The following is a 26,416-nucleotide window of genomic DNA, read 5'->3' as shown; positions in this document are numbered from 1 at the left end:
CGCAAAGCTGAATCTCTTACCGATAGAAAGGACGACAAATTATGCGTAAGCAACTGATGATCCCCGCTCTCCTCGCCGCAAGCGTTGCTCTGGCTGCCTGCTCCACCCCGCCTAACCCGAACCTGGAACAGGCGCGCACCAACTACGCCGGCCTGCAAGCCAACCCGCAGGCAAGCAAAGTCGCCGCGCTGGAAACCAAAGACGCCAGCGATTACCTGGACAAGGCCGACAAGGCTTATCTGGACAAGCAGGACGCGGCCAAGGTTGACCAACTGGCCTACCTGACCAACCAGCGCGTGGAAGTGGCCAAGCAGACCATCGCCCTGCGCACCGCTGAAAACAATCTGAAGAACGCTGCAGCCCAACGTGCCCAGGCACGTCTGGATGCTCGCGATCAGCAGATCAAACAGCTGCAGGACAGCCTGAACGCCAAGCAGACCGATCGCGGTACGCTGGTGACCTTCGGTGATGTGCTGTTCGCCACTGACCGTGCTGACCTGAAGTCCAGCGGTCTGGTCAACATCAACAAACTGGCGCAGTTCCTCCAGGAAAACCCGGATCGCAAAGTGATCGTCGAGGGTTACACCGACAGCACTGGTACCGCCAGCCACAACCAGTCGCTGTCCGAGCGTCGCGCCAACTCCGTGCGCACTGCACTGGTGAAAATGGGCGTTGATCCAGCGCGCATCGTCACTCAAGGCTACGGCAAGGAATACCCGGTTGCCGAGAACGGCAGCGTATCTGGCCGTGCGATGAACCGTCGTGTGGAAGTGACCATTTCCAACGACAACCAGCCGGTGATGCCACGTTCGGCTGTTAGCTCGAACTAAGCGCACTGCTGTAACGCAAAAGCCCCGCCTGACTCAGTCAGGCGGGGCTTTTTGTGGGGGATGAAATCGCGGCCCCTCACCCCAGCCCTCTCCCGAGGGAGAGGGAGCCGATTTGTGGTGCTTTCAGAATTTGCGTTCGACACGATGGATCAGGCGGGGCTTTTTTGTGGGGGCTGAAATCGCGACCCCTCACCCCAGCCCTCTCCCGAGGGAGAGGGCGCCGATTTGTGGTGCTTTCAGAACTTGCGTTCGACACGATGGATCAGGCTGGGATTTTTTGTGGGGGCTGAAATCGCAGCCCCCTCACCCCAGCCCTCTCCCGAGGGAGAGGGAGCCGATTTGTGGTGCTTTCAGAATTTGTGTTCGACACGATGGATCAGGCTGGGATTTTTTGTGGGGGCTGAAATCGCAGCCCCCTCACCCCAGCCCTCTCCCGAGGGAGAGGGAGCCGATTTGTGGTGCTTTCAGAATTTGTGTTCGACACGATGGATCAGGTCGGCGTATAGCGAAAGACACCTCGGTCAGTCCCCTCTCCCTCTGGGAGAGGGTTAGGGTGAGGGCTGAACCTGCAGAATCACTGCTCCAGCTTCTGCGGAGTTTCTTCCCCCATGCAACGTACGGCTTTCTTCTGGGCGTTGATCAGCACACCGGTCAAACCTTTCTGCTCGGTATCAAACAACACCAACACCCCATCGATGCACTGCGCCACCTGCGGCGCCGGGTCCAACGAGACTTTGTAATCTTCGCCGGGAACGGTCTTGAGCATGGTGAACTCGTTGAGCAGCAACGCATCCTCGGGTTTGGCGAAGTGCAGGTAGCCGTAGTACCACAGCGCCCCGACGGTGCCGAGGATGCTGCAGATACCGGTGATGATCAGCGGGATGGCGTTGCGTTCTTCAGTCATTGCGGACTCTCATCTTCAGAATTCGGGGGTTGCGGGTAATTGGGGATTTCGCCGAGGCGGCGCAGTCCGTTGAAATGCTCGGGATCGTCGAGATAGCGCAGCATCACCTGACGCCACACCGGGTCGCCGAACGTCTGCACATGACCGCCCCGGGTCAGTTGCAGCACGCGCGGGGGCGGCGCAGCCTGATACAAACGGATGCCATTGGAAAGCGGCACCAGCGGATCGTCGAGGCTGTGGAAGATCAGCTTCGGCACGCCGTTGAGTTGCGGCATCGAATTGATCGCGCTGTCGCCGTCCGGCACCAACCACGACAGCGGCACCTGAAATGGCCAGGTCAGCCACGAGGTGCTCAGCGCATACTGGCCGACGCTGCGGTAACTGGCGGGTACACCGTCGAGCACCAAAGCCTTGAGCTGCTTTTGTCTTTCAGGATGTTGTACCAGCCAATGCACCGCCATCGAACCGCCGAGGCTTTGGCCGAGCAACACCAATGGCTTGCCTTTGACTTCCGGCGCCTTGTCGAGCCAGGCGAACGCGGCGTCGATGTCCTGATAGATCGCCGGCAAACTCGGCTCGCCCTCGGACAAGCCATAACCGCGATAGTCCACCAGCAGCACTTGATAGCCATTTTTCGGCAGCCACCAACTGCCACCGAGGTGCATCGGCAGATTGCCGCCGTTGCCGTGCAGGTGCAGGACGGTGCCCTTGACCTCTACGCCGGGTTTGGCCGGCAGCCACCAGGCGTTGAGCTTCAAGCCATCCGCCGTCACCAGCGTGACGGTGCGGTATTCGAGTTTGGCTTTTTCCGGGGTGAAGATCTGGCCCGGTTCGGGGTAGAACAACAGAGAGCTACAACCGCTGAGGGTCAGGAGCAGGCAGAAAATGCCGAGGATTCTCATCCGGTGAAACCTCGCAAAAATTCAGGTTCAGATCGTTCCCACGCTCTGCGTGGGAATACATCCCGTGACGCTCTGCGTCATAGTGGACGCGGAGCGTCCATGGCGGCATTCCCACGCGGAGCGTGGGAACGATCGGTCTGTAGTGGGTTAGAGGATGTTGGAGTAATCCGCCTCGATCCGGTCCAGGCTCAGGTGATTGAGGAAGTTGGAGAAGCACATCCACGCCGACAACGCATTCAAATCACGGAACTGGTCCGGCAGATACTTCGGCGGTACCACCAACCCTTCATCCACCAACTGACGCAGCGTTCGCATGTCTTCCAGCGTGGTCTTGCCACAAAACAACAGCGGAATCTGCTCAAGCTTGCCCTTACGCACGGCCAACTGAATGTAGTTGTAAACCATGATAAAGCCCTTGAGGTAGGACAAGTCTTTGGTGAATGGCAGACCGTTCGGTGTCGATCCACGGAAAACGCGACTGGCGTTGCCGTAGCTTTCCGCCATTTCGAATCCCTGCTCACGGAAGAACTCGAAGATCTGCAGGAAATCAGCGCCCTCCTCGACCATGTGAATCGCGCGGGTGCGATTGGTCAGCTTGCGCAGACGGCTTGGGTAGGAAGCGAAGGTGATGATCTCCATCAGGATCGCCAGGCCTTCCTGGGTCACCGTCGACGACGGCGGGCCCTTGGACAGGAAGGTGCAGATCGGCTGGTTCAAGCCGTTGAGCGTAGTGCCGACGTGTACCAGGCCTTCGTGAACTTCCAACGCACGCACGTCGCGATCGTTGAACATCGCGTCGGTGCGGATCTTGATGTAGTCGGCGCCTGCCGCTGCGTCGGCAACGATACCGTCGGACTCGAACACGCGGATGGTTTCCTCGGCCTCGCCGAACACTTTGTTCAGACGGGTCTGCAGCAAGTGCACCGCGTCTTTGGCGGTGAGAATTTTCGGCTCGTCCTTGAGGTCGCCACGGCCATCAATGTTGTTCAGGTAGTCGGACATCATCAGGCCGAGGTCGGCCAGCGTTGGGTCACCGGCGTGGAATGCATCGGAGGCGGCGCCGTACAGTTCCTGCGAAATCAGACCGAAATCCTCGGTGCCACGCGCTTCAAGCATGCGCACCACCATGCGGTATTCCTTGCACATACGGCGCATGATCTGCCCGACCGGGTTGAATTGGCCGAGCTGGCGGGTGATGTCACGCTCGATGTTCTGGAATTCCAGTTTGACCTTGCTCGAATCGAAACTCAGTGGCCGATTGAGGTAGTAGTCACGATCCACCGCCGGCATTTCCTTGCCTTTGGCCTTGAGGAAGCCCTTGCGAATGCTCTCGTCCCACTTGACCGCGTCGAGTACGCGGATCGGCGTCTGCGCCAGCACAATGCGGTCGGACAACATGCGTATCGTCTGCTGGTAATCGTCCACCCGAAACTCCTGTAGAAAACCTGACGTAATGAATTATTGGGCGCGGGCCTGACGCTGGTAGCGCACAGCTTCAACGAAGACATCGGAATTGGCCGGATCGTCGAGGTAAGCAAAGACCTTGTCGAGGTTGCTGTCGACGTGCACGCCGTCGCCATCGTCGGTCTGGAAGGCCTGACCGTCGAGGGCTTTTTGCTTGATCGCTTGATTGATCTGTTCGAGATCGAGGTTGTAGACCACCAGTTCGTGTTTGTCGGTGAGTTCGAAACCGGCGATGGTGAAATGGCCACCGTACTGCGCCGGGACTTTCGCCGACAGATACCAGCGGTTGCCATGGCGCGACACCGTGAACGGATAGGCTTCGCGTTCGCGGGGCTTGGCCTTGAAGTACGTGACAGCCTGATAGCGGTCGTTGCCCAGGCGCGTCAGCTCAAGGTTCATCGGTTCGCCCCAGGCATTGGTGCTCGACCATTTGCCGAGCAGGCCCTTGGGCGCCGGATCACTGGCGGTCAGCGGTTCCTTGAAGGTCACCAGACAACCACTGAGCAGCAGGAACGACAAGGCGATCAGCACGCCACGCCAGGCTTTCATTCAATACTCCCTATGAATCTGAAACACCTTCCACTGTAGGAGCTGCCGAAGGCTGCGATCTTTTGATCTTGATCTCTAAAAGCAAGATCAAAAGATCGCAGCCTTCGGCAGCTCCTACACTGGGATCGGCGTCACGCGGCAACGATTGCGTTACACCGACGCGAGCACCAGGTGCATGTAACGCGTCAGAATGCCGAGCATGTCCTCTTCGGCCAAAGGCTCGGCGTCGTTGAGCAGGCCTTGATATTCCATCCGTCCGATAATCGCCGTCAACACCTTGGCATCCTGTTGCGGTTCGCGCGAGCCCAACACCTGGAACAACTGGCAGGTGCCCTGCAGCAGAATCTGCTGGTGCGAGCGCACCAGAATCGCCAGACGCGGGTTGAGCAGCGCTTCCTGGCGGAACGCCTGCTCGGCCATCAAATGCTCGCGGCGGTTAACCAATTGCCGATGCACGTAGTCGGCCATCAAGCGCGCAATGTCGTCGGCAAGTTGCGAGCGCGATTCGGGACTGCCGTCGCCGCTGACCACCATCTCACGCAGCAAGCCTTCATTGTTGACCCACAACTTGGCCATGTACGCCGCGCTGCGCTCGACGTATTGGGCGAAGGTATCGGTCAGCAGGTCATCGATGTCCTTGAAGTAATAGGTGGTCGCCGACAGCGGCACACCAGCCTCGGCAGCCACTGCGCGGTGACGCACGGCGCGCACGCCATCACGCACGACAATACGCATCGCTGCGTCGAGAATGTCCTGTCGACGCTGCTCACTGCCCTGTCGGCTGGCCTTGCGACCCTGGTACTGAACGCTTTCAGCGACCGCAGTGGCGATACCCGCTGCACCTTCTTGAGCTATTGCACCCATCACGACAGAACTTCCTCTGCTATTGCAAAATTAACCAATTGATACATTTGTACCAGACAGGCAATAAAAAGCCGCCTGTTTTAGGCGGCTTTTTAACTGAAACGTTTACGCTTGCGGTCGCATGTGCGGGAACAGGATCACATCGCGGATCGACGGTGAATTGGTCAACAACATCACCAGACGATCGATGCCGATGCCTTCACCGGCCGTTGGCGGCATGCCGTACTCCAGCGCGCGAACGAAGTCGGCGTCGTAGTGCATGGCTTCGTCGTCGCCGGCGTCCTTGTCGGCCACCTGCGCCATGAAGCGCTCGGCCTGGTCTTCCGCGTCGTTCAACTCGGAGTAGGCGTTGGCGATTTCACGGCCACCGATGAACAGCTCGAAGCGGTCGGTGACGTTCGGGTTGTCGTCGTTGCGGCGGGCCAGCGGCGACACTTCGAACGGGTACTGAGTAATGAAGTGCGGCTGCTCCAGCTTGTGCTCGACCAGTTCTTCGAAAATCATCACCTGCAGCTTGCCCAGACCTTCGAAGCCCAGCACCTTGGCGCCGGCCTTCTTGGCGATGGCGCGAGCCTTGTCGATGTCATTCAGATCATCGGCGGTCAGCTCAGGGTTGTACTTGAGGATCGAGTCGAACACCGACAGACGCACGAACGGCTCGCCGAAATGGAACACCTTGTCGCCGTACGGCACGTCGGTGCTGCCCAGAACCAACTGCGCCAGTTCACGGAACAGTTCTTCGGTCAGGTCCATGTTGTCTTCGTAGTCGGCGTACGCCTGGTAGAACTCCAACATGGTGAATTCAGGGTTGTGACGCGTCGAAACGCCTTCGTTACGGAAGTTGCGGTTGATCTCGAAAACCTTTTCAAAGCCACCGACCACCAGACGCTTGAGGTACAGCTCCGGGGCGATACGCAGGAACATTTCCATGTCCAGCGCGTTGTGGTGGGTTTCGAACGGCTTGGCCGCAGCGCCGCCCGGAATGGTCTGCAGCATCGGCGTTTCGACTTCGAGGAAGTCGCGCTTCATCAGGAAGCTGCGGATGTGCGCGATCACTTGCGAACGTACGCGGAAGGTCTGACGCACTTCTTCGTTGACGATCAGGTCAACGTAGCGCTGGCGGTAGCGCTGTTCGGTGTCGGTCAGGCCGTGGTGCTTGTCCGGCAGCGGACGCAGCGATTTGGTCAGCAGACGCACGCTGGTCATTTCAACGTACAGGTCGCCCTTGCCGGAACGCGCCAGGGTGCCTTCAGCGGCAATGATGTCGCCCATGTCCCAGGTTTTCACCGCGGCCAGGGTGTCTTCCGACAGGGTCTTGCGGTTGACGTAGACCTGGATGCGACCGGTCATGTCCTGGATCACCATGAACGAGCCACGGTTGAGCATGATGCGACCGGCAACCTTGACCGGGATTGCAGCCTCTGCCAGCTCTTCCTTGGTCTTGTCCGCGTATTTCTTCTGCAGATCTTCGCAGTAGTTTTCGCGGCGGAAGTCGTTCGGGAAGGCGTTGCCCTTGGCGCGCTCGGCAGCCAGCTTTTCCTTGCGCAGGGCGATCAGGGAGTTTTCTTCCTGTTGCAGGGCTTGCGGGTCGAGTTGTTGGTCGCTCATGTCTTTAGATATTCCATCAGGTTCGTTGCCCCCGGACCTTGCGGCCCGGGGATCGCCAGCAGGGCTGGCTCCTACAGGGATCGTGCTGAATCAGCCGATGCTGTATTGCGTCTTTTACAGCCCGGATTTCAGGCTGGCTTCCAGGTATTCGTCGATATCACCGTCGAGTACCTTGTCGCAGTCGCTGCGTTCGATGTTGGTGCGCAGATCCTTGATCCGCGACGCATCGAGCACGTACGAGCGAATCTGGTGACCCCAGCCAATGTCGGACTTGGTGTCTTCCAGCGCTTGCGACGCGGCGTTGCGTTTCTGCATTTCCTGCTCGTACAACTTGGCCCGCAGCATTTTCATGGCGGTGTCCTTGTTGGCGTGCTGGGAACGTTCGTTCTGGCAGCTGACCACGGTGTTGGTCGGTACGTGGGTGATACGTACGGCCGAGTCGGTGGTGTTTACGTGCTGACCACCGGCACCGGAGGAACGATAGGTGTCGATCCGCAGGTCTGCCGGGTTGATTTCGATTTCGACCTTGTCGTCGATCTCTGGCGAGACGAAAACCGCGGAGAACGAGGTGTGGCGACGGTTACCGGAGTCGAACGGGCTCTTGCGCACCAGACGGTGTACGCCGATCTCGGTCCGCAGCCAGCCAAAGGCGTATTCGCCCTTGATGTGCACGGTCGCACCTTTGATACCGGCGACTTCACCGGCCGACAGTTCCATGATGGTCGCATCGAAACCGCGCTTGTCCGCCCAGCGCAGGTACATGCGCAACAGGATGTTGGCCCAGTCCTGGGCTTCGGTGCCGCCGGAACCGGCCTGGATGTCCAGGTAGGCGTTGTTCGGGTCCATTTCATGGCTGAACATGCGGCGGAATTCCAGCTTGGCCAGATTTTCCTCGAGACGGGCCAGCTCGGCGACGACATCGCCCACTGCGCCTTCGTCGTTTTCTTCGACGGCCATGTCCAGCAGGTCGCGGCAATCGGCCAGGCCGCCGTTCAGTTCGTCGAGAGTGTCGACGATCTGCGCCAGCGCAGCGCGCTCGCGGCCCAGTTCCTGGGCGTATTCAGGTTTGTTCCAGACGCTCGGATCTTCAAGCTCGCGATTGACTTCAGTCAGACGCTCATGCTTTTGATCGTAGTCAAAGATACCCCCGAATAGTTTCGGAGCGCTCGGACAGGTCCTTGATGGTGTTCAGGATCGGGTTGATTTCCATGACGGGCAGCACTCGTTGGCGAACTTTTGAAAGCCGGCGAGTATAACGTAATCAGGCTGTCACGGCAGCCCGTCTGGCGGGTGTGGGGATCATTAAAGCCTTTGCCCTCACCCTAACCCTCTCCCAGAGGTAGAGGGGACCGATTGGGGGATATTCGGGAGGTACGCCGACGTGAAGGGGCTTTGCTGAATCCGGAAGTGCCAAGCTTACAGATCCATAATCGCCGAGGTCTTTCAGGTCGATGTAGGACCAAAGACACCTCGGTCGGCCCCCTCTCCCTCCGGGAGAGGGCTGGGCGGGCGGCGTTCCGATGAGCGTAAGCGTTTACTCGATCCCGACCTGATTACGCCCATTGTTCTTGGCCAGATACAACCCACGATCCGCCGCCGAAATCAGCAACCGGCAATCGCTACCCGCCTGCGGCACCATCGTCGCCAGACCAATACTGATGGTCAGACTCGCGCCCTCCCCCGGGGTGTTGTGCGGAATCTTCAGCGAAGCCACGGTCTGGCGCAGTTTCTCCGCGACCAGCCGCGCGCCGCCCGGCGAGGTGTTCGGCAATACCAACGCAAACTCTTCACCGCCATAACGTGCCGGCAAGTCCGAAGGTCGTGCGCTGGCGTCGCGGATCGCCGTGGCGACCTTGCGCAGTGCCTCGTCGCCTTCAACGTGGCCGAAGCTGTCGTTGTACGGCTTGAAGTAATCAACGTCGATCATCAGCAACGACAACTGGCTCTGGTCACGCAGCGAGCGGCGCCACTCCAGTTCCAGGTATTCGTCAAAGTGCCGGCGATTGGACAGCCCCGTCAGACCATCGGAATTCATCAGGCGTTGCAGCACCAGGTTGGTGTCGAGCAATTGCTGTTGGCTGACCCGCAGCGCGCGGTACGCCGCATCCCGCTGCAGCAACGTCATGTACGAGCGCGAGTGATAGCGGATGCGCGCAACCAGTTCGATGGTGTCCGGCAGTTTCACCAGATAGTCGTTGGCTCCGGCCGAAAACGCCGCGCTCTTGATCAGCGGGTCTTCCTTGGTCGACAGGACGATGATCGGAATGTCTTTGGTCGCCGGGTGGTTGCGGTATTCGCGCACCAGACTGAGGCCATCGAGGCCGGGCATCACCAAGTCCTGCAGAATCACCGTCGGTTTGATCCGCACCGCTTGCGCAATGGCCTGATGCGGATCGGAGCAGAAGTGGAAGTCGATGTTCTCTTCGTTCGACAGCCCACGGCGCACGGCTTCGCCGATCATCGCCTGATCGTCCACCAACAACACCATGGCGGCGTTTTCGTCGGTTTTAATGTCGTCGATCTGTAAGTCATTCATGGGCGGTCACCTGAGTACTGCGGGGGTCAGGATTGCGGATAAACCTGTTCATGTGGGAAAAACCTCCAGCAATCGTGACGCTATCTTTTCCAGTGGACGGATTTCAACGGCGGCATCAATGGCCGCCGCGGCCTTGGGCATGCCGTACACCGCACTGCTTTGCTGATCCTGCGCGATGGTCAGATAACCCTGTTGGCGCATGAGCTTAAGCCCTTGCGCCCCATCGCGTCCCATCCCGGTCAATAAAACCCCGACCGCGTCGCCATTCCAATAACTGGCGACGCTCTCGAAAAACACATCGATGGAAGGCCGATAGATTTCGTTGACCGGCTCGGCGGTGTAGGCCAGCGTGCCGTTTTTCAATAAGCGAATATGGTGATTGGTGCCGGCCAGCAACACGGCGCCGGCCTGCGGCGGTTCGCCTTCGCGGGCCAGACGCACATCGAGGCCGCTGGCGCTGGCCAGCCATTCGGCCATGCCGGCAGCAAAGACCTGATCGACATGCTGCACCAGCACAATCGCCGCCGAAAAGTCCTTGGGCAGGCCTTTGAGCAAGACTTCCAGCGCCGCCGGCCCACCGGCGGATGAGCCGATCGCCACCAGCCGCTGACATGAAGCGGAGCTGCGCTGAGCCGTCGGCGCCGGGCGCGAGCGTTGCGGCTTATCACCGATCAGCCAGCCAATATTGAGGATCTTGCGCAACAAAGGCGCTGCCGCTTCCCGAGCATCACCGACGCCGAGGGCCGGGGTATCGACCACGTCCAGCGCGCCGTGCCCCATGGCTTCGAAGACTCGGTGCACGTTCTGTTGGCGGTCAACGGTCACGATAACGATGGCGCACGGGCTTTCGGCCATGATCCGGCGAGTGGCTTCGACACCGTCCATCACCGGCATGATCAGATCCATCAGGATCAGATCCGGCGTGTTTTCGGCGCACAGTTGCACCGCCTCGGCGCCGTTGCGGGCGACCCAGACCACCTGATGCGCCGGCTCGAAGGCCAGCGCACGGCGTAGCGCCTCCACCGCCATGGGCATGTCGTTGACGATTGCGATCTTCATGCCCGCGCTCCTCCGATGAGCTCGACCACTGCGTCGAGCAGGGCGTCGTCATGAAAACTGGCTTTGGCTAAATAGTAGTCCGCCCCGGCATCCAGGCCACGGCGACGATCCTCTTCCCGATCCTTGTACGACACGACCATCACCGGCAGCGATTGCAGGCGGTTGTCGCGGCGCAACAGCGTGACCAGTTCGATGCCATCCATGCGTGGCATGTCGATGTCGGTGATCAGCAAATCGAAATCCTCCGAACGCAGCGCATTCCAACCGTCCATGCCGTCCACCGCCACCGCGACGTCGTAACCGCGATTGAGCAGCAGCTTGCGTTGCAGCTCGCGCACGGTCAGCGAGTCATCGACCACCAGCACTCGCTTGCGCGCTGCCTCGGCGGCCTGATTGCCATGACGGGCGATACGCTCAAGGCGCCCGGTATTGAGCAGTTTGTCAACCGAACGCAGCATGTCTTCAACGTCGACGATCAACACCACCGAACCGTCGTCGAGCAATGCACCGGCGGAGATGTCCTGCACTTTGCCCAGCCGCTCGTCCAGTGGCAACACCACCAGCGTGCGCTCGCCAACGAAACGCTCCACGGCAACGCCATAAACCGCATCACGCTCGCGAATCACCACGACTTTAAGGGTTTCGCCACTGTTCTGACTGGCCGGGCGGTTAAGCAACTGGCTGGCCGCAACCAGCCCGACGTGCTGGCCTTCGTGCCAGAAATGCTGACGGCCCTCGACCTGCACAATGTCTTCCGGTGCCAGATCGCACATGCGCTCGATGTGCGCCAGCGGGAAGGCGTACGCCTCTTCACCGACCTCTACCACCAGACTGCGCACCACCGACAAGGTCAACGGCACTTCCAGATGAAAGCGACTGCCCTCGCCCGCCGTCTGCTCCAGCACCACCGCACCGCGCAACTGGCGCACCATGTGCTGAACGGCATCGAGGCCGACGCCCCGCCCGGACACTTCGGTGACCGTATCGCGCAGGCTGAAACCGGGAAGGAACAGGAACGTCAGCAGTTCTTCTTCACTCAATTGCGCAGCGGTTTCGGCTGGGGATAACTGCCGCTCGACGATGCTGCGGCGGACCTTCTCCAGGTCAACGCCATTGCCGTCATCGCTTAATTCCAGCACCAGCAGACCGGCCTGATGCGAGGCGCGCAGGCGGATCAAGCCTTCTTCCGGTTTACCCTTGAGCAGTCGTTGTTCCGGGGGTTCGATGCCGTGATCGACCGCGTTGCGCAGCAAATGCGTCAGCGGTGCTTCGAGTTTCTCCAGCACGTCGCGATCGACCTGGGTTTTCTCGCCTTCGATCTCCAGGCGCACCTGTTTGCCCAAGCTGCGGCCCAGATCGCGGACCATCCTCACTTGACCGGTCAACACATCAGCAAATGGCCGCATGCGACAGGCCAACGCGGTGTCGTAGAGCACTTGTGCGCGTTGGCTGGCCTGCCAGGCGAACTCGTCGAGTTCGGCGTTTTTCTCGCTCAGCAGTTGTTGGGACTCGGCCAGCAGACGCCGCGCATCCTCCAAGGCCTCCAGCGCCTCCAGACTCAGCGCGTGTTCCTTGAGGTGCACGTTAAGGTTTTCCAACGCGCGCAGACCGTTGTTCTGCATGCGTTTGAGACGCTGCATGGTCGCCAGATGCGGCTTGAGGCGCTGGGTTTCCACCAGCGATTTGCTCGACAGATCGAGCAGGCTGTTCAGGCGCTCGGCGGTAACGCGCAAGACGCGTTCGCCACCTTCGGTGGTGCGTTTGCTTTTGCGGGATGCCGGTTCTGGCGTCTCACTTGCAACGTCGATGATGGGCGCTGGCGGCGTCGGCTCGACTCGCGGAGCCTCCAGTTGCAATTCGGCCATGACTGGTGCTGCAACGGCAGGCGGGGACGCTGGATCGAGCAACTGCGCCATCAACGCCACATACGCTTCGATGTCAGTCGGTTGCGGAGCATTCGTCGGCGTCGCAATGCGCATCAGCAAATCGGTGCCCTGCAACAACGCATCGATGTGCTCGGGACGCAGCAGCAAGCGCCCTTCCTGCGCGCTGACCAGGCAATCTTCCATCACGTGAGCAACGCTGACGCCGCTGTCGATGCCGACGATTCGCGCCGCACCTTTGAGCGAGTGCGCCGCACGCATGCACGATTCCAGTTGATCGGCCTGAGTCGGGTTGCGCTCGAGCGCCAATAGCCCGGCACTGAGTACTTGGGTCTGCGCTTCGGCTTCAAGGCTGAACAGCTCCAGCAGCGAGGCGTCGCGCATTTGCTCGGGGGTCATGTAAGGCTCCGGGTCACGGCGGACAGCAGCTGTTCTTCATCCAGCCAACGAAGGCTGCGACCCCGATATTGCAGAACACCACGGGTGTATTTGGCACTGGCTTGCGCCCCGGACTGCGAGGCGGCGTCGAGAATGCGCTCGTCGATGGCATGAATGCCGTCAACCTCATCAACCGGCACCACCACCGGCCCGCCATGGGCAGCGATGATCAACATGCGCGGCATGATGCGCGCGCCGGTGGCTGGCGCCGAGTTGCCATCCAGATCGAGCAGTTCGACCAGCGACATGCACGCCACCAGTGCGCCGCGCACATTCGCCACGCCGAGCAAAGCCCGCGAGCGCTGGTGCGGCAACGAGTGAATCGCCTGCAACGGCGCGACTTCAACGAGGCTGCGCGTCGCCAGCCCCAGCCATTCTTCGCCGAGACGGAACATCAGCAGCGAGCGGGTTTTCACATCGCTTTCCACGGTGATCGCTACCGGATCGCGCTCGTCTTGCTGCAAGGCGTAACGGTCGAGCAGACGCGTGGCGGCCGCGGAGTACACCGAGCAATTGCGGCAATGAATGTGGTCTTCAAGCAGCGGACAGGACTTGTCGCCATGGATGCCGATGCGGTTCCAGCAATCGTCGATGGCCCGGGCGTCTTCGTGGGTGACGTTCAAGGTGTCGGACGGGATCATCGTTTACGCTCACTGTCGGCGGTGCGGCCGCTGCGGGCGGCGCGCTCCTGCAATCGTCTGGCACCCGCCGTGTCGCCCTGGGCCTGCAACAACGCGGCCAGGTGCATCAACGCTTCGGGATGTTGCGGTTCGAGGTACAAAGCCTTGCGATAGAAACCCTGAGCTTCAAGGGTCAGGCCGGCGACATCGCTGAGCAGGCCAAGCCAGTAAAACACCTGAGCCACCGGTTCGTGGCTGCGCAAATACTGTTCGCAGGCGGCGCGAGCTTCGGCACTTTTGCCTTCGTTGGCCAGTGCGGCGATGCTGGCCAGCAACGTCGCCGCGTCCGGGTTCGCGCTTTTGCTGGCGATCGGCAGTGACGTTACGGCGGCAAACGGTCGATTGCGCACCGGCGCTGGCGGCGTGCTGCGTGGCGGTTGGCTGACTGGCACCACGATCGGTTTCGGCGTCGGCAGCGGTTCGGGGTGCGGATCGCTGTGGCGGCTGAACGCAAAGGATTGCGGGATACCGATCGAGCGCATGCCCAAACGCCCGAGCAGACTGCCTTCTGCCGGGCCTATAAACAGAACGCCATCGAAGTGCGTCAGGCGCTTGAGCACCTCGAACACCAGTTTTTGCGTCGGCTGATCGAAATAGATCAACAGATTGCGGCAGAACACGAAGTCGAACGCCGGCTCACTGGCCAACAGCGTCGGATCAAGCACATTGCCGACCTGCAAACGCACTTGCTCACGCACATCGTCATTGACTCGTTGGCCTTCCTGCTCAGCCGTGAAATGCCGGTCACGAAAGTCCAGATCCTGGCCGCGAAACGAATTCTTGCCGTACAGCGCGCGCCGGGCCTTATCCACTGACAGCGGGCTGACGTCCATGCCATCGACCTTGAACTGATGCGGTTTAAGCCCGGCATCGAGCAAAGCCATGGCAATCGAATAGGGTTCTTCGCCGGTGGAACACGGCAGGCTGAGGATGCGCAGCGCGCGCATGTTATTCAGTTCGGCGAGGCGATTGCGCGCCAGTTTGCCGAGTGTGGCGAAGGATTCCGGATAACGGAAAAACCACGTTTCCGGGACAATCACCGCTTCGATCAATGCTTGTTGTTCATCTCGCGAACCTTGCAGCAACTGCCAATATTCATCGGCATGCGCCGCTTGCGAGAGTGTCGTGCGCTGGCGCACGGCGCGCTCGATGATCGCTGGCCCAACCGACGTCACATCGAGGCCGATGCGTTCCTTGAGAAAGTCGAAAAAGCGCTGATCGCTGCTCATGGCTGCGCCTCAAGCTGCGCCGGATTCAGCGGCGGATCGGGGAACAGCAAAGTGCGCACGGCGTCATCGAGCAAGTCATTGACCCGTACCCATTGCACCAAGCCCTGCGCATCTTCGCGCACCGGGCCGAGGTAAGGCGCCTCGCGGTTATCGAGGCCATAAGGCTGAAACTCTTGCGGATGGCAACGCAGGGTGTCGGTGGCCTGCTCAAGAATCAGTCCAAGCCATTGCACCGATTGCGATGCGTCGGGCTGGTAATTCACCAACACCAGCCGCGTGCTGGTGCGCGCCTCGGCGGGATGGCCGAAGGTCAATGCGCTGAGGTCGATCACCGGCACCACCGCGCCGCGATAGGCAAACACCCCGGCGACCCACTGCGGCGCCCGCGCGATCGGCTTCAACGGCAGGCGCGGCAGCACTTCCGCGACTTCGGTGGCACGCAAGGCGTAGCGTTCGCTGCCGATGCGAAACAGCAGGAACAACGCCGGCTTCGCCACTGGCGCCGCGCTGCGTTTGGCGATGATGTCGCTCATCAGACTTTGAATCGCGAAACGCCGCTGCGCAGCCCGACGGCCACCTGGCTCAGTTCGTCAATGGCAAAACTGGCCTGACGCAACGACTCGACGGTCTGACTGCTGGCATCGCCCAACTGCACCAGCGCGTGGTTGATCTGCTCGGCGCCGGTGGCCTGGGCCTGCATGCCCTCGTTGACCATCAACACCCGTGGCGCCAACGCTTGCACCTGATGGATGATCTGCGACAGCTGCTCGCCGACCTGCTGCACTTCGGACATGCCACGGCGCACCTCTTCGGAGAACTTGTCCATGCCCATGACACCGGCAGACACCGCCGACTGGATCTCGCGAACCATTTGTTCGATGTCGTAAGTGGCGACTGCGGTCTGATCCGCCAGACGCCGCACTTCAGTGGCGACCACAGCAAAACCGCGACCGTATTCACCGGCCTTCTCGGCTTCGATCGCCGCGTTGAGCGACAACAGGTTGGTCTGGTCGGCGACCTTGACGATGGTCACCACCACTTGGTTAATGTTGCCGGCCTTCTCGTTAAGGATCGCCAGTTTCGCGTTGACCAGATCGGCCGCGCCCATCACCGAGTGCATGGTGTCTTCCATGCGCGCCAGACCTTGCTGGCCAGAGCCGGCCAGCACCGAGGCCTGATCGGCGGCGGTGGACACTTCGGTCATGGTGCGCACCAAGTCGCGCGACGTGGCCGCAATCTCACGGGAGGTAGCGCCGATCTCGGTAGTGGTGGCCGCGGTTTCGGTGGCAGTGGCTTGCTGTTGTTTGGAGGTGGCGGCGATCTCGGTCACCGAGGTGGTCACCTGCACCGAGGAGCGCTGAGCCTGGGACACCAGCGAGGTGAGCTCGGTCATCATGTCGTTGAAGCCGGTTTCGACGGCGCCGAACTCATCCTTGCGCTCAAGGTTCAGACGCGAACTGAGGTCGCCGGTGCGCATGATTTCAAGGATTTCCACGATGCGGTTCATCGGCGCCATAATCGCGCGCATCAGCAACAGACCGCACAGGCCGGCGGCCAGCACGGCAACCAGCAGGGAGATGAACATGCTGACTTTGGCCGCTGCTACCGCGTCGTCAATATTGGCCATGGCCTGATCGGCGACTTTCTTGTTTTCGCCGATGATGTCGTTGAGCTTCATCCGCCCGGAATACCAGGCAGGCGTGAGCTTTTCGTGGAACATCTTCACCGCATCCGCTTCCAGACTGCGCTTGCGCAGGTCAAGCACGGCATCCTGAATCTGTATGTAGGCGTCGTGGTACTTCTCGAACGCGGCGAACTCGAGACGATCCTCGTCGGTGGCCATGGTTTTGCGGTAGTTGGCCATCTGCTCCTGCAACCGTGCCTCGAACGCTTTGTAGTCTGCCGCGTCCTCGCTGGAAATCCCCTCGCCTTCCTTGAGCCCGAGCAGTTCCTGAGTCTGCAGATAACTGTCGACCCACGCGCCACGAATCATCGAGCTGTAATAGACGCCGGGAATCGCGTCATCACGCACGCTGTTTTCACTGGCTTCAATTTTCAACAGTCGCGAATACGAGACGACGACCATCAGCAACATGATGGCGATAATCACCGCAAAGCTCGCCAAAATGCGTTGGCGCAACGTCCAGTTCTTCACAGTGATTCCTCGTGCCTAGGTCGAAATGCGGGGAGTATAGCCGAGGGCGGTGTTTCATTTATAAGACGCTTTATCAGGGTTCAACCCTATACAAATGCCATCGTAGAAGCTCTGAAACTTTTTGCTACAGGAAAAACGCAGATGGCATGAATAGCCACTGGAAAGTTCAGCAGCGTTTTGTCAGGTTACAGGCGTTCTCAAGCGGGTAACCAAAACGACAGGAACGTCGCTTGGTTAGCAGATAAGCACGCTTGATGAGCTTCGCCGGCTTCCCGGGATTGGGGCTGGCTCACTCAAGGAAAGAGGTGACCAGATGAATCCGTTCGTTACTGCAATTTTCGAAAAGCAGCCGGATCCCAAGATAATTATCGGTGAATTCAAAAACTGCCTGGCGGACTACAAGTCCGCAGTCAAAAAATTGCCAGCACTGGACGTTGAGCAAAAATTCAAAGTCGGTGACGAACTTCATCTTTCGACGCCACTTGACATCAAAGACCAGCCGAAGCACTTCGCCACTTGCCCCAAGAGCGGCAAACTCACCCTGATCCACAGCTTCGAATCCGCCCGATTCGTACCGATTGGCAACACACCTGTGCTGCTGGAACCGGTGGACGCTAACAACAAGATCATCGGCAAATCGACCCAAGTCCGGATTGGCCCGAGTGGTATCAAAGAAGTACCGAATCTCCTGCCCGCCCAACGCTACCGGATTACGTTTTTCCCCTCCACCGGCAAAGATGACACTGAGCGTCTGTTCCAGTCCTACGATGTCGTCATCAATGACGTGAGCCTCTGGCTGGAGAGCGAATGGAAAGAATTCAGATTTCTTTGGCAAGAGCACACCAACGCATCCTTGCCCGAGCGTGTGGCCAAACTGTTGCTGGCTGAGATTAGCGGGTTCTGGGGCTTCGTCATGAGCATCTGGGACGATCTCAAGGATCTCGTCGATCTGGTGAGCAATCCGCTCGAAAACTATGAGAAGCTGAAAAAATTCTTCACCGACGACAGCATCAAGCGCATTTATGACGCAGCGACTGAAGCGCACCGAATAGCCATACTGATTGCCTGCGACGAGCCGCTGCTCTGGATCTACATTTCTGCTATGTGGGCCTGGGCGTCCATGCTGCCTCCCAAAACCCGAACGGAAGTGCTGGCCAGATTAAAAACAGAAATTTTATACGTCGTCCTGAGCATCATTTTCTCCGCAGGTCTCGGTGTCGCATTACGGGCCAGCGCAAAGGCCGTTACCGTTACGCTGAAAGCAGACAAAGCACTCAAGCTGATTGAAAAGCTGACCGCGAACCTGGTGGCCATTAGTCGCAAGCACTTCGGAACCCATGCGCAGGCGTACACGCCGGTAGCTTTGAGTGGGACGACGCTCGCCAGTACCGGCACCAAGGCAACAAGCAACGTTACCGCCCACGTGCCGGCACAAATAGCCTCCCCCATGAAACCGCCAGCACCCGCCGCGGGGGGAGAAGTCATACCCGACTCGCAGATTCACGCACGGCGTAAAACCCGCAGCGATACGCGCGTGGAACAACAGGAAAAGATCGATAACGCACCTGAGCAATCCAGAAACGCGGCGGATCAGCCCACACAGCGCGTTGAAAAAACCTGCGCCAAAGATGACCCTGTCTCGATGGTCACCGGCGAAGAATTGCTCACCCTGACTGACGGCGAACTCGCAGGCTCGTTAGCCCTGGAGTGGACCCGCCTCTACCGTACCAGTGCGGTTGAAATCGACAGTCGTCTGGGCCATGGCTGGAGCCACTCGCTTTCACACCGGCTGGACATCGACGATAAAGGCGTCGTCTGGACTGACCATGAAAACCGTCAAACCCACTTCCCCATGCCGACTGAACAACGGCCGGCGATCAGCAATAGTCTGGCGCAAGCGGCCATTTTCCTGGGGGATGCGCCGGGCGAACTCATTCTGACCCAGGCCGGGTCGAACACACGCTTCTACCATTTCCGCGCAGGGCGACTGACAGCCCTCAGCGATGCCTATGAAAATCGCCTGCACCTCAGCTATGACTTTGTCGGTCGTATTCAGCGCATCGACAATGGCGCGGGGAGCTGCCTACTGCTGCGATATAACGATCGTCACATGGTGGCGGTCGACCGACAGCAACTACGTGCCGAGTACAACGATCGCGGTGAGCGTCAGGAACCTTGGCTAACCCTTCAGACGCTGGTCAACTACAGCTACAACGACCACAGTCAGCTAGTCTGCGCGACCAATGCGGCAGGTGAGGCCGAACATTATCGATACAACGAACAACACGTCATTGTGGAACGGCAATTAGCCGGCGGAGCCCGTTTTTTCTGGGAGTGGGAACTTGAAGGAAAACTGTCCCGCTGCGTTCGCCACTGGGCCAACTATTCGCAGCTGGAAGCGCGGTACGAATGGGATGACAAAGGCTCTGTCACCGCATACAACTCGGACGGCAGCACCCAGGTTTACCTGCATGACAAAAATGCACGCTTGCTTAGCGAGACAGCTCCGGATGGCGGCGAAACGCAGAACGCTTATGACGATCAAGGTCGCCTGGTCGCCATAAAAGATCCAATGGGCGGGATCACCGAGTATCAGTACAACAACGCCGGGCGCTTGATGGCGGTGTTCCCGCCAGAAGGAGAGCCGACTTATTACAACTACTTCAACGGCCAACTCACTCACGTGCGCAGAGGCATGGCTCGCTGGAAATACGAGCGCAACCGTCAGGGTGATATCACCCTGCAAATCGATCCCGACAACAACGAAACCCACTACAGCTACAACCCACAGGGTCGATTGCTGGAAATTCGTCATCCCGATGGCAGCCTTCATCAGTTGGGCTGGAACAATCTCGGCCAGTTGCTGGAAGAACGCCTGCCGGACGGAGGTCAACGCAAATATCGCTACGATGCACTCGGCCGGCAAATCACCCGACAGGACGAATTTGGCGCGATCACCCATTACCAATGGGACGCTGTCGATCGCCTGACCCAGATCACTCTGCCGGGCGGCGCCACCCGGGCCTTCAGTTACAACCCTTACGGTCGCGTCACCGCTGAACGGGATGAACTTGGGCGGATCACCCGTTACGAATACGCTGATAACCTGCATCTCGTCAGCCGCCGGATCAATCCTGACGGCAGCCAACTGCGTTATCGCTACGACAACGCGGGCCTGCTGCTCACCGAAATCGAAAACGAGCACGGCGAGCACTACCACCTCGATTACTTCGCCAATGGCTTGATCCAGCAGGAAACCGGTTTCGATGGCCGTCGGACCGCGTATGAATATGATCTCAATGGCCAACTGCTGAAGAAAACCGAATTCGGAGACGACGGCAGCGACCTGGTCACCGAGTATCAGCGCGACGCCGCCGGACGATTGTTGGTAAAAATCCTGCCCGACGGCGATGAAATCCACTACGGCTACGATGCCCTCGGGCGCTTGGTAAATGTCGATGACGGAAACTGGCCGCTCGCCTACGAATACGACGAGCAGGATCGTCTGATCACTGAGCACCAAGGCTGGGGCACCACGCGTTATGAGTACAACAGCGTCGGCCAACTGAGCCATTGCCGTCTCCCCGACGGCAGCAAGCTTGATTACCGCCATCTGCCCGGCGGGCGTCTGAGCAGCATTGACCTCAACGGTTCACGCCTGACAGCTCACCAATTCAGCGCCGGTCGAGAACAGCGACGCCAACAGGGTTTGCTGCTCAGCCAATACCAATACGACGAACAGGGCCGCCTGCAAGCACATAGCGTCAGCCAGCGGGATAAAAACCTGGTTCAACGTCGTTATAACTACGCGGCGAACGGTAACCTCGTGGGTGTCGACGACAGCCGCAAAGGCAACCGCAGTTATCATTACGATCCGCTCGATCGTCTCCTCAGCGTCCGTGGTGCGATGCCGGAAAGCTTCGCCCATGACCCGGCGGGCAATCTCCTCGGCCAGAACGATCTGCCCGTGGCCAACCTCGCCAATGTCAAAGGCAACCGCTTGCTCATGCAAGGCGACCGCCACTACGACTACGACGCTTACGGTAATTTGAGCCGTGAACGTCGCGGTGCTGGCCAGAAGCTGGTCACCGAATACCGTTACGACTGCCAACAACGGTTGATCAGCGTCAGCCTGCCGGACGGCAGAATCGCTAGCTACAAATACGACGCCTTTGGCCGCCGCATCGAAAAAACCGTCGACGGACAAATCACAGAATTTCTCTGGCAAGGCGAACGCCTCATCGCTGAAAGCGCCGACAATCGATACCGCAGCTACATCTATGAGCCCGGCAGCTTCCGCCCATTGGCGATGCTCGATGGTGAAGGCCCACTTAAGGCCACACCGTTTTACTACCAACTCGACCACCTCGGCACGCCACAGGAACTGACTGATTACAGCGGCGAGATCATGTGGTCGGCCAAATACCGCGCTTACGGCAACCTTGCCACACTGGACGTCGCCGAAATCGACAACCCACTCCGTTTCCAAGGTCAGTATTTCGATACCGAAACCGGACTGCATTACAACCGACACCGTTACTACAATCCGGGGACAGGACGGTTCTTGACGCCGGATCCGATCAAGCTTGCGGGCGGGTTGAACAACTACCGTTACGTGCCTAACCCTACGGGGTGGGTGGATCCGTTGGGGTTGAGTTGTTGCCCAGCAAATGGCGATGGCCCAGGAAACCCAAAAGCCCCCACAGAAAACTCAAGAGTCGATACCAAAGAACCGTCTGCACCGGATGTAGACTGGTCAAGTCCTAGTGTTAAAAGAGCCTCGGCTCAGCTAGATCAAGGTGCCAAGGATGTCACCGTAAACAGTCGAGCGGAAGCTGAAGAACTATTCAGAGGAAAGTATGTCGGCCAAGGATATAGAAACGCCGAGGAATTCAACTCGGTTACAGCCAAGGATTACTTTCAAACACCTCAAGGCAAAGAATCTTACTACCATTGGGACGACATCCCCGTATCGAACGTTGAAACCCGAAAAGTTCATATGGTAAACCACAGCCCTACCGACCCGCATGCAGCGATGCCGCATTTACAACTGCACCCAAAAGACGGAAAAGTAATCCGGATTTATTGGCCAAACCAATTTGAAGGTCAAAAATGACAGCACAGATTAAAATACCCCGTAGCGTGTGGTATGGACTCGATGGAGCGAGTTACGACAACATCGCTCAAGAGCTAATATCTGACGACCCATCACTTAGAAAATGGACTTCAATATATGCCATTTACAAGTATCAATTTTCAGACAGCCCGCACCAATACTACGACTTTATCCACAAATCAAAAAACTCCAGGTACGCACTCATAATATTCACCATACCTATTGAAAAAATTGAAACAAGTGACGGTGTAGATGATCGCGATATAACCTTATTAGAGATCACAACCATGGAATCTGAGGAGGAAATCAACAAACACCTTGAAAAATTGAAAATCAATCCGGAGTTATTTACACCACCGTGGCGGTGTGAATATCCGCTTTGAATGCCACGGGCGGATCCTAATCTGAAATCCGGGCTGTCGCTGGGTGCCCTTTATTCCCGCCAGTGACGGCCCGAAAGGCCCTGACATTGGCTACTAGACACTTGGCAAACGAGATTGGCGGAGGTGCTGCTCGCGGGCACATCATGCTGGACTTTGTGCCAGTCACGACCCAGGAAATAACGGCGACCAAGCGGCAGACCTGTATCTAAACTTGCAGAATAACCTTCGCTAGGGACGTTATTAAAAGTTGCCCCCGTAAATGTAAAAAACCGCAGCAAAATACTGCGGTTTCTTTCTAAAACGCAGCCTTAAACAGTAGCCAACCGCACCTGCTTCTCCAACTCCACCTTCAACCCCGGCTCCAGCTTCAACTGCCGCGCCAGTTCATCCAGATAGCTCTTCTCCATGAAGTTCTCCTCATCCACCAGCATCACACTGGCGATGTACATCTCGGCGGCCATCTCCGGAGTACTCGCGGCGCGGGCGACATCGGTCGGGTCGAGGGGTTTGTTGAGTTCGGCGTGAAGCCAGTGTTGCAGTTCCTGGTCGTTGTCGAGTTTGGTGAATTCGCCTTCGATCAGTTCGCGTTCGCGGTCATCAATATGACCGTCGGCCTTGGCGGCGGCGACCAGTGCCTTGAGAATCGCCTGGCTGTGTTGCTCGGCTTGCGCCGGTGGGAGGCGATCCAGAGTTTGCGGCTCGCTTTGTGGGGCGGTGCCTTTTTGCGCGTTGTAGTTGCCATACGCCTTGTAAGCCAGCACGCCCAGCGCCGCGAGGCCACCATAAATCGCGACTTTACCGCCGACCTTGCGCACTTTCTTGTTACCGAGCAACAAGCCCATCGCGCCAGCCGCCAGCGCTCCACCGCCCGCGCCTGACAGCAGACTGCCTAGACCGCCGGAGCCAGAAGCGCCGCCAAGCAAACCGCCCAAGCCGCCGGCAGCCGGTTTGTTCTGCGTGCCGCCAGCCTTGTTCTGCAACAGATCCTGGCCGGACTTGAGCAGTTGATCGAGCAATCCACGGGTGTTCATGTTCCGCCTCCAAAACAGGGGTTATCCGGATCTATAAGGCCTCCAGCCTAGTTCGAAAGTGCCCCTGCCCTGCTTGCGAGTGTGCTTCCAGATGTTGCTTGCCCCGCAGCGGCCCTTCGCGAAAATAGATATACACTCAGGCCAATCTATAAAAGCCGCCCACTGGGTACCCTCTTCATGATGACCCTGCGTCAGATTCGTCACTTCATCGCCGTGGCCGAGACCGGCTCGATCTCCGCCGCTGCGCAAACCGCATTCATTTCCCAATCGACCCTGACTCTGGCGATCCAGCAACTGGAAGAGGAAATCGGCGTCAGCCTGTTCAGCCGCCATGCCAAGGGCATGACCCTTACGCATCAGGGGCATCAATTTCTGCGCCAGGCGCATCTGATTCTCGCGACCGTGGACAACGCCAAACGCAGCCTGCAGCAGAGTACCGATCAGGTCGCCGGGCAGTTGATCGTCGGCGTTACCAGTCTGGTGGCCGGTTACTATCTGGCGGATTTGCTCACCCGATTCCAGCGCGCCTACCCCAACGTCGAGATCCGCGTGATGGAGGACGAACGCCCCTACATCGAACATTTGCTGGTCAGCGGCGAGATCGACGTCGGCGTATTGATCCTCTCCAACCTCGAAGATCGCCACGCCTTGCAGACTGAAGTACTGACCCACTCACCGCACCGTTTGTGGCTGCCAGCCCAGCATCCACTGCTGGAACACGACAGCATCAATCTCGCCGACGTCGCCCGCGAGCCGCTGATTCAACTCAACGTCGATGAAATGGATCGCAACGCCCAGCGTTTCTGGCGCGGTTCCGGGCTGCAACCGAAGATCACTCTGAGAACCGCGTCCACTGAGGCCGTGCGAAGCCTGGTCGCTGCCGGATTGGGCGTGTCGATCCAGCCGGACATGACCTATCGCCCATGGTCACTGGAGGGCGACATCATCGAAGCGCGCCCGATCGCCGACCTCAACCAGACCCTCGACGTCGGTCTGGCCTGGCGCCGAGGCACCGCGCGCCCGGCGCTGGTCGATCCATTTCTCACCGTCGCCCGCGAGCAACCCCACGGCGGGCGCAAGCCATCTATTTAATCGAACGCTGCCTTCAGTATTTAGAATTTGTCGACCTCGGAGCCGCGCACTAGTCTTGCTGCATCTATAAGACGGTCGGCTCCCGGTTTCAGGGAGCAACAATGGCCACACAAGAAAAGAGATCGCGGAAAATGGCTGGCGCGCAAACCCCGATGTGTACCGCGTTGTTGATCGATGGCGAATTGGTCGCCGGGGAAGGTTTTGTCGAGCCGATTCTCAACCCTGCGACCGGTGAAATCCTCACACACATCGCCGAGGCCAGCACCGAACAAGTCGAAGCCGCCATCCTCGCCGCCCACCGCGCCTTTGCCGGGTGGTCGCGCACCACGCCGCAGCAGCGTTCGAACCTGTTGCTGGATATCGCCAACGCCGTGGAAAAACACGCCGACCACCTCGCGCGCCTCGAATCGCTGAACTGCGGCAAGCCGTTGCACCTGGCGCGTCAGGACGATTTGACAGCGACCGTCGATGTATTCCGTTTCTTCGCCGGCGCGGTGCGTTGCCAGACTGGTCAGTTGAGCGGCGAATACCTGCCGGGCTACACCAGCATGGTCCGTCGCGATCCGATTGGCGTGGTCGCCTCGATTGCGCCGTGGAATTACCCGATCATGATGGCCGCGTGGAAAATCGCCCCGGCCCTCGCCGCCGGTAACACGCTGGTGTTCAAACCGTCCGAACACACACCACTGTCAATCCTCGCCCTGGCGCCAGCCCTCGCTGAAATCTTGCCGCGCGGGGTGATCAACATCATTTGCGGTGGCGGCGAAGGTGTCGGCAGCCATTTAGTTGGCCACGCCAAAGTGCGCATGGTTTCGCTGACTGGCGATATTGTCACCGGGCAGAAAATCCTCCAGGCCGCCGCGAAAACCCTGAAACGCACGCACCTCGAACTCGGCGGCAAAGCCCCGGTGATCGTCTGCAACGACGCCGACATCCAGTCCGTGGTCGAAGGCGTGCGCACCTACGGCTATTACAACGCCGGTCAGGATTGCACCGCCGCGTGCCGGATCTACGCGCAGGCCGGGATTCACGACAAATTGGTCGCCGAACTCGGCGCCGCCGTCAGCAGCCTGCGCTTCGCCGGCAAACGTGACGCTGACAACGAGATCGGCCCGCTGATCAGCACCCGCCAACGCGACCGCGTCGCCAGTTTCGTCGAGCGCGCCCTCGGTCAGCCGCACATCGAACGCGTGACCGGTGCGGCGGTGCATTCCGGCGCCGGTTTCTACTATCAACCGACGTTGCTCGCTGGTTGCAAACAGAGCGACGAAATCGTTCAGCGCGAAGTGTTCGGCCCGGTGGTCACCGTGACCCGTTTTGACGAACTCGCGCAAGCCGTCGACTGGGCCAACGATTCCGAATACGGTCTCGCCTCGTCGGTCTGGACACAGAACCTGGACAAGGCGATGCAAGTCGCCGCGCGCCTGCAGTACGGCTGCACTTGGATCAACAGCCATTTCATGCTGGTCAGCGAAATGCCCCACGGCGGGCTGAAACGCTCCGGTTACGGCAAAGACTTATCCAGTGATTCGCTGCAGGACTACAGCGTGGTGCGGCACATCATGGCCCGGCATAGCCGGGAGCTTTAAGCGGCGAGCTACAAGCCGCAAGTTAAAAGCAAATCCGCTGTGTCTTGCAGCTTGGGGCTTGCAGCTTGCGACTACTCTTAACAGAAATCTAAAAAACGAAGAGG

20 protein-coding genes are annotated in these 26,416 nt (G+C 59.1%); 5 read left to right on the top strand and 15 right to left on the bottom strand.

Features of this window, described 5'->3' with window-relative positions; genetic code table 11:
* Positions 1-41: 41 nt before the first annotated feature.
* Complete coding sequence (locus ACZZ0G_RS17550) at positions 42-830, top strand: lipotoxin F family OmpA-related protein LptF (protein ID WP_038357819.1); 789 nt, start codon at positions 42-44, stop codon at positions 828-830.
* Positions 831-1,404: 574 nt separating this feature from the next.
* On the opposite strand, the gene ACZZ0G_RS17545 is transcribed toward ACZZ0G_RS17550, so the two are convergent.
* The 14 genes from ACZZ0G_RS17545 to ACZZ0G_RS17480 all read right to left on the bottom strand — a co-directional run bounded on the left by ACZZ0G_RS17545 (position 1,405) and on the right by ACZZ0G_RS17480 (position 17,101).
* On the bottom strand, positions 1,405-1,734 hold the full coding sequence (locus ACZZ0G_RS17545; protein ID WP_034154859.1) for a hypothetical protein: 330 nt from the start codon (positions 1,732-1,734) through the stop codon (positions 1,405-1,407).
* Positions 1,731-2,636: an alpha/beta hydrolase gene (locus ACZZ0G_RS17540; RefSeq protein ID WP_463556968.1), complete on the bottom strand. Its 906-nt coding sequence runs from the start codon at positions 2,634-2,636 to the stop codon at positions 1,731-1,733. Before ACZZ0G_RS17540 ends, ACZZ0G_RS17545 begins: the two co-directional genes overlap by 4 nt.
* A gap of 147 nt (positions 2,637-2,783) precedes the next feature.
* On the bottom strand, positions 2,784-4,034 hold the full coding sequence (locus ACZZ0G_RS17535) for a flavohemoglobin expression-modulating QEGLA motif protein (RefSeq protein ID WP_463558866.1): 1,251 nt from the start codon (positions 4,032-4,034) through the stop codon (positions 2,784-2,786).
* Between the two features lie 60 nt (positions 4,035-4,094).
* Positions 4,095-4,649, bottom strand: coding sequence for a hypothetical protein (locus ACZZ0G_RS17530; protein WP_134174860.1), 555 nt, complete (start codon positions 4,647-4,649; stop codon positions 4,095-4,097).
* Positions 4,650-4,799: 150 nt separating this feature from the next.
* Positions 4,800-5,513 carry a TetR/AcrR family transcriptional regulator gene (locus ACZZ0G_RS17525; protein ID WP_034154855.1) on the bottom strand — a complete coding sequence of 238 codons (714 nt, stop codon included), beginning with the start codon at positions 5,511-5,513 and terminating at the stop codon, positions 4,800-4,802.
* 105 nt (positions 5,514-5,618) lie between these two features.
* Entirely contained in the window at positions 5,619-7,121 is a 1,503-nt protein-coding gene (lysS, locus tag ACZZ0G_RS17520) for a lysine--tRNA ligase (protein WP_016983551.1), read from the bottom strand.
* Between the two features lie 114 nt (positions 7,122-7,235).
* Positions 7,236-8,331 (bottom strand): peptide chain release factor 2 gene (gene prfB / locus ACZZ0G_RS17515; RefSeq protein WP_099758102.1). Its coding sequence is split into 2 segments (ribosomal slippage): positions 7,236-8,258 and positions 8,260-8,331, totalling 1,095 coding nucleotides; the frame shifts between segments, so codons are not numbered across the junction.
* A gap of 324 nt (positions 8,332-8,655) precedes the next feature.
* Positions 8,656-9,657 carry a diguanylate cyclase domain-containing protein gene (locus ACZZ0G_RS17510; RefSeq protein ID WP_463556967.1) on the bottom strand — a complete coding sequence of 334 codons (1,002 nt, stop codon included), beginning with the start codon at positions 9,655-9,657 and terminating at the stop codon, positions 8,656-8,658.
* Between the two features lie 48 nt (positions 9,658-9,705).
* Positions 9,706-10,716: a chemotaxis-specific protein-glutamate methyltransferase CheB gene (cheB, locus tag ACZZ0G_RS17505; RefSeq protein ID WP_463556966.1), complete on the bottom strand. Its 1,011-nt coding sequence runs from the start codon at positions 10,714-10,716 to the stop codon at positions 9,706-9,708.
* Complete coding sequence (locus ACZZ0G_RS17500; RefSeq protein ID WP_463556965.1) at positions 10,713-12,998, bottom strand: response regulator; 2,286 nt, start codon at positions 12,996-12,998, stop codon at positions 10,713-10,715. Before ACZZ0G_RS17500 ends, cheB begins: the two co-directional genes overlap by 4 nt.
* Positions 12,995-13,678 (bottom strand): chemotaxis protein CheW, encoded by a 684-nt coding sequence (locus ACZZ0G_RS17495; RefSeq protein WP_463556964.1) that lies wholly within the window; start codon positions 13,676-13,678, stop codon positions 12,995-12,997. The genes ACZZ0G_RS17500 and ACZZ0G_RS17495 overlap by 4 nt, the downstream gene beginning before the upstream one ends.
* Positions 13,675-14,946, bottom strand: coding sequence for a CheR family methyltransferase (locus tag ACZZ0G_RS17490; protein ID WP_463556963.1), 1,272 nt, complete (start codon positions 14,944-14,946; stop codon positions 13,675-13,677). The genes ACZZ0G_RS17495 and ACZZ0G_RS17490 overlap by 4 nt, the downstream gene beginning before the upstream one ends.
* Complete coding sequence (locus ACZZ0G_RS17485) at positions 14,943-15,479, bottom strand: chemotaxis protein CheW (protein ID WP_463556962.1); 537 nt, start codon at positions 15,477-15,479, stop codon at positions 14,943-14,945. Before ACZZ0G_RS17485 ends, ACZZ0G_RS17490 begins: the two co-directional genes overlap by 4 nt.
* Entirely contained in the window at positions 15,479-17,101 is a 1,623-nt protein-coding gene (locus ACZZ0G_RS17480; protein ID WP_463556961.1) for a methyl-accepting chemotaxis protein, read from the bottom strand. Before ACZZ0G_RS17480 ends, ACZZ0G_RS17485 begins: the two co-directional genes overlap by 1 nt.
* Before the next feature lie 313 nt (positions 17,102-17,414).
* Here ACZZ0G_RS17480 and ACZZ0G_RS17475 point away from each other — a divergent pair, with 313 nt between their 5' ends.
* Both ACZZ0G_RS17475 and ACZZ0G_RS17470 read left to right on the top strand, forming a co-directional pair.
* Positions 17,415-22,217 (top strand): RHS repeat-associated core domain-containing protein, encoded by a 4,803-nt coding sequence (locus ACZZ0G_RS17475; protein ID WP_463556960.1) that lies wholly within the window; start codon positions 17,415-17,417, stop codon positions 22,215-22,217.
* Positions 22,214-22,600, top strand: a complete 387-nt coding sequence (locus ACZZ0G_RS17470) for a hypothetical protein (protein ID WP_463556959.1) — start codon at positions 22,214-22,216, stop codon at positions 22,598-22,600. Before ACZZ0G_RS17475 ends, ACZZ0G_RS17470 begins: the two co-directional genes overlap by 4 nt.
* Before the next feature lie 308 nt (positions 22,601-22,908).
* Here ACZZ0G_RS17470 and ACZZ0G_RS17465 read toward each other — a convergent pair whose 3' ends face one another.
* Positions 22,909-23,631, bottom strand: a complete 723-nt coding sequence (locus ACZZ0G_RS17465) for a tellurite resistance TerB family protein (protein ID WP_463556958.1) — start codon at positions 23,629-23,631, stop codon at positions 22,909-22,911.
* Between the two features lie 177 nt (positions 23,632-23,808).
* On the opposite strand from ACZZ0G_RS17465, the gene ACZZ0G_RS17460 reads away from it, so the two are divergent.
* The gene (locus ACZZ0G_RS17460; RefSeq protein WP_007949637.1) at positions 23,809-24,723 is read left to right on the top strand and encodes a LysR family transcriptional regulator; all 915 of its coding nucleotides are present in this window, start codon (positions 23,809-23,811) and stop codon (positions 24,721-24,723) included.
* Between the two features lie 131 nt (positions 24,724-24,854).
* Positions 24,855-26,312, top strand: coding sequence for a gamma-aminobutyraldehyde dehydrogenase (locus ACZZ0G_RS17455; protein WP_463556957.1), 1,458 nt, complete (start codon positions 24,855-24,857; stop codon positions 26,310-26,312).
* Positions 26,313-26,416 lie beyond the last annotated feature (104 nt).

It is taken from the genome of Pseudomonas sp. AC169 (assembly GCF_979258515.1).
The sequence above is the reverse complement of the archived record's forward strand: the minus strand, read 5'-3'. Positions and strand labels throughout refer to the sequence as shown.

Bases quoted from the DNA above. Each gene is read 5' to 3' on its own strand.
- ACZZ0G_RS17475 (WP_463556960.1), top strand. From the start codon at position 17,415: ATGAATCCGTTCGTTACTGCAATTTTCGAAAAGCAGCCGGATCCCAAG.
- ACZZ0G_RS17485 (WP_463556962.1), bottom strand. From the start codon at position 15,479: ATGAGCGACATCATCGCCAAACGCAGCGCGGCGCCAGTGGCGAAGCCG.
- ACZZ0G_RS17455 (WP_463556957.1), top strand. From the start codon at position 24,855: ATGGCTGGCGCGCAAACCCCGATGTGTACCGCGTTGTTGATCGATGGC.
- ACZZ0G_RS17535 (WP_463558866.1), bottom strand. From the start codon at position 4,034: ATGTTGTCCGACCGCATTGTGCTGGCGCAGACGCCGATCCGCGTACTC.
- ACZZ0G_RS17490 (WP_463556963.1), bottom strand. From the start codon at position 14,946: ATGAGCAGCGATCAGCGCTTTTTCGACTTTCTCAAGGAACGCATCGGC.
- ACZZ0G_RS17545 (WP_034154859.1), bottom strand. From the start codon at position 1,734: ATGACTGAAGAACGCAACGCCATCCCGCTGATCATCACCGGTATCTGC.
- lysS (WP_016983551.1), bottom strand. From the start codon at position 7,121: ATGAGCGACCAACAACTCGACCCGCAAGCCCTGCAACAGGAAGAAAAC.
- ACZZ0G_RS17470 (WP_463556959.1), top strand. From the start codon at position 22,214: ATGACAGCACAGATTAAAATACCCCGTAGCGTGTGGTATGGACTCGAT.
- cheB (WP_463556966.1), bottom strand. From the start codon at position 10,716: ATGAAGATCGCAATCGTCAACGACATGCCCATGGCGGTGGAGGCGCTA.
- ACZZ0G_RS17510 (WP_463556967.1), bottom strand. From the start codon at position 9,657: ATGAATGACTTACAGATCGACGACATTAAAACCGACGAAAACGCCGCC.
- ACZZ0G_RS17540 (WP_463556968.1), bottom strand. From the start codon at position 2,636: ATGAGAATCCTCGGCATTTTCTGCCTGCTCCTGACCCTCAGCGGTTGT.
- ACZZ0G_RS17530 (WP_134174860.1), bottom strand. From the start codon at position 4,649: ATGAAAGCCTGGCGTGGCGTGCTGATCGCCTTGTCGTTCCTGCTGCTC.
- ACZZ0G_RS17460 (WP_007949637.1), top strand. From the start codon at position 23,809: ATGATGACCCTGCGTCAGATTCGTCACTTCATCGCCGTGGCCGAGACC.
- ACZZ0G_RS17500 (WP_463556965.1), bottom strand. From the start codon at position 12,998: ATGACCCCCGAGCAAATGCGCGACGCCTCGCTGCTGGAGCTGTTCAGC.
- ACZZ0G_RS17495 (WP_463556964.1), bottom strand. From the start codon at position 13,678: ATGATCCCGTCCGACACCTTGAACGTCACCCACGAAGACGCCCGGGCC.
- ACZZ0G_RS17465 (WP_463556958.1), bottom strand. From the start codon at position 23,631: ATGAACACCCGTGGATTGCTCGATCAACTGCTCAAGTCCGGCCAGGAT.
- ACZZ0G_RS17525 (WP_034154855.1), bottom strand. From the start codon at position 5,513: ATGGGTGCAATAGCTCAAGAAGGTGCAGCGGGTATCGCCACTGCGGTC.
- ACZZ0G_RS17550 (WP_038357819.1), top strand. From the start codon at position 42: ATGCGTAAGCAACTGATGATCCCCGCTCTCCTCGCCGCAAGCGTTGCT.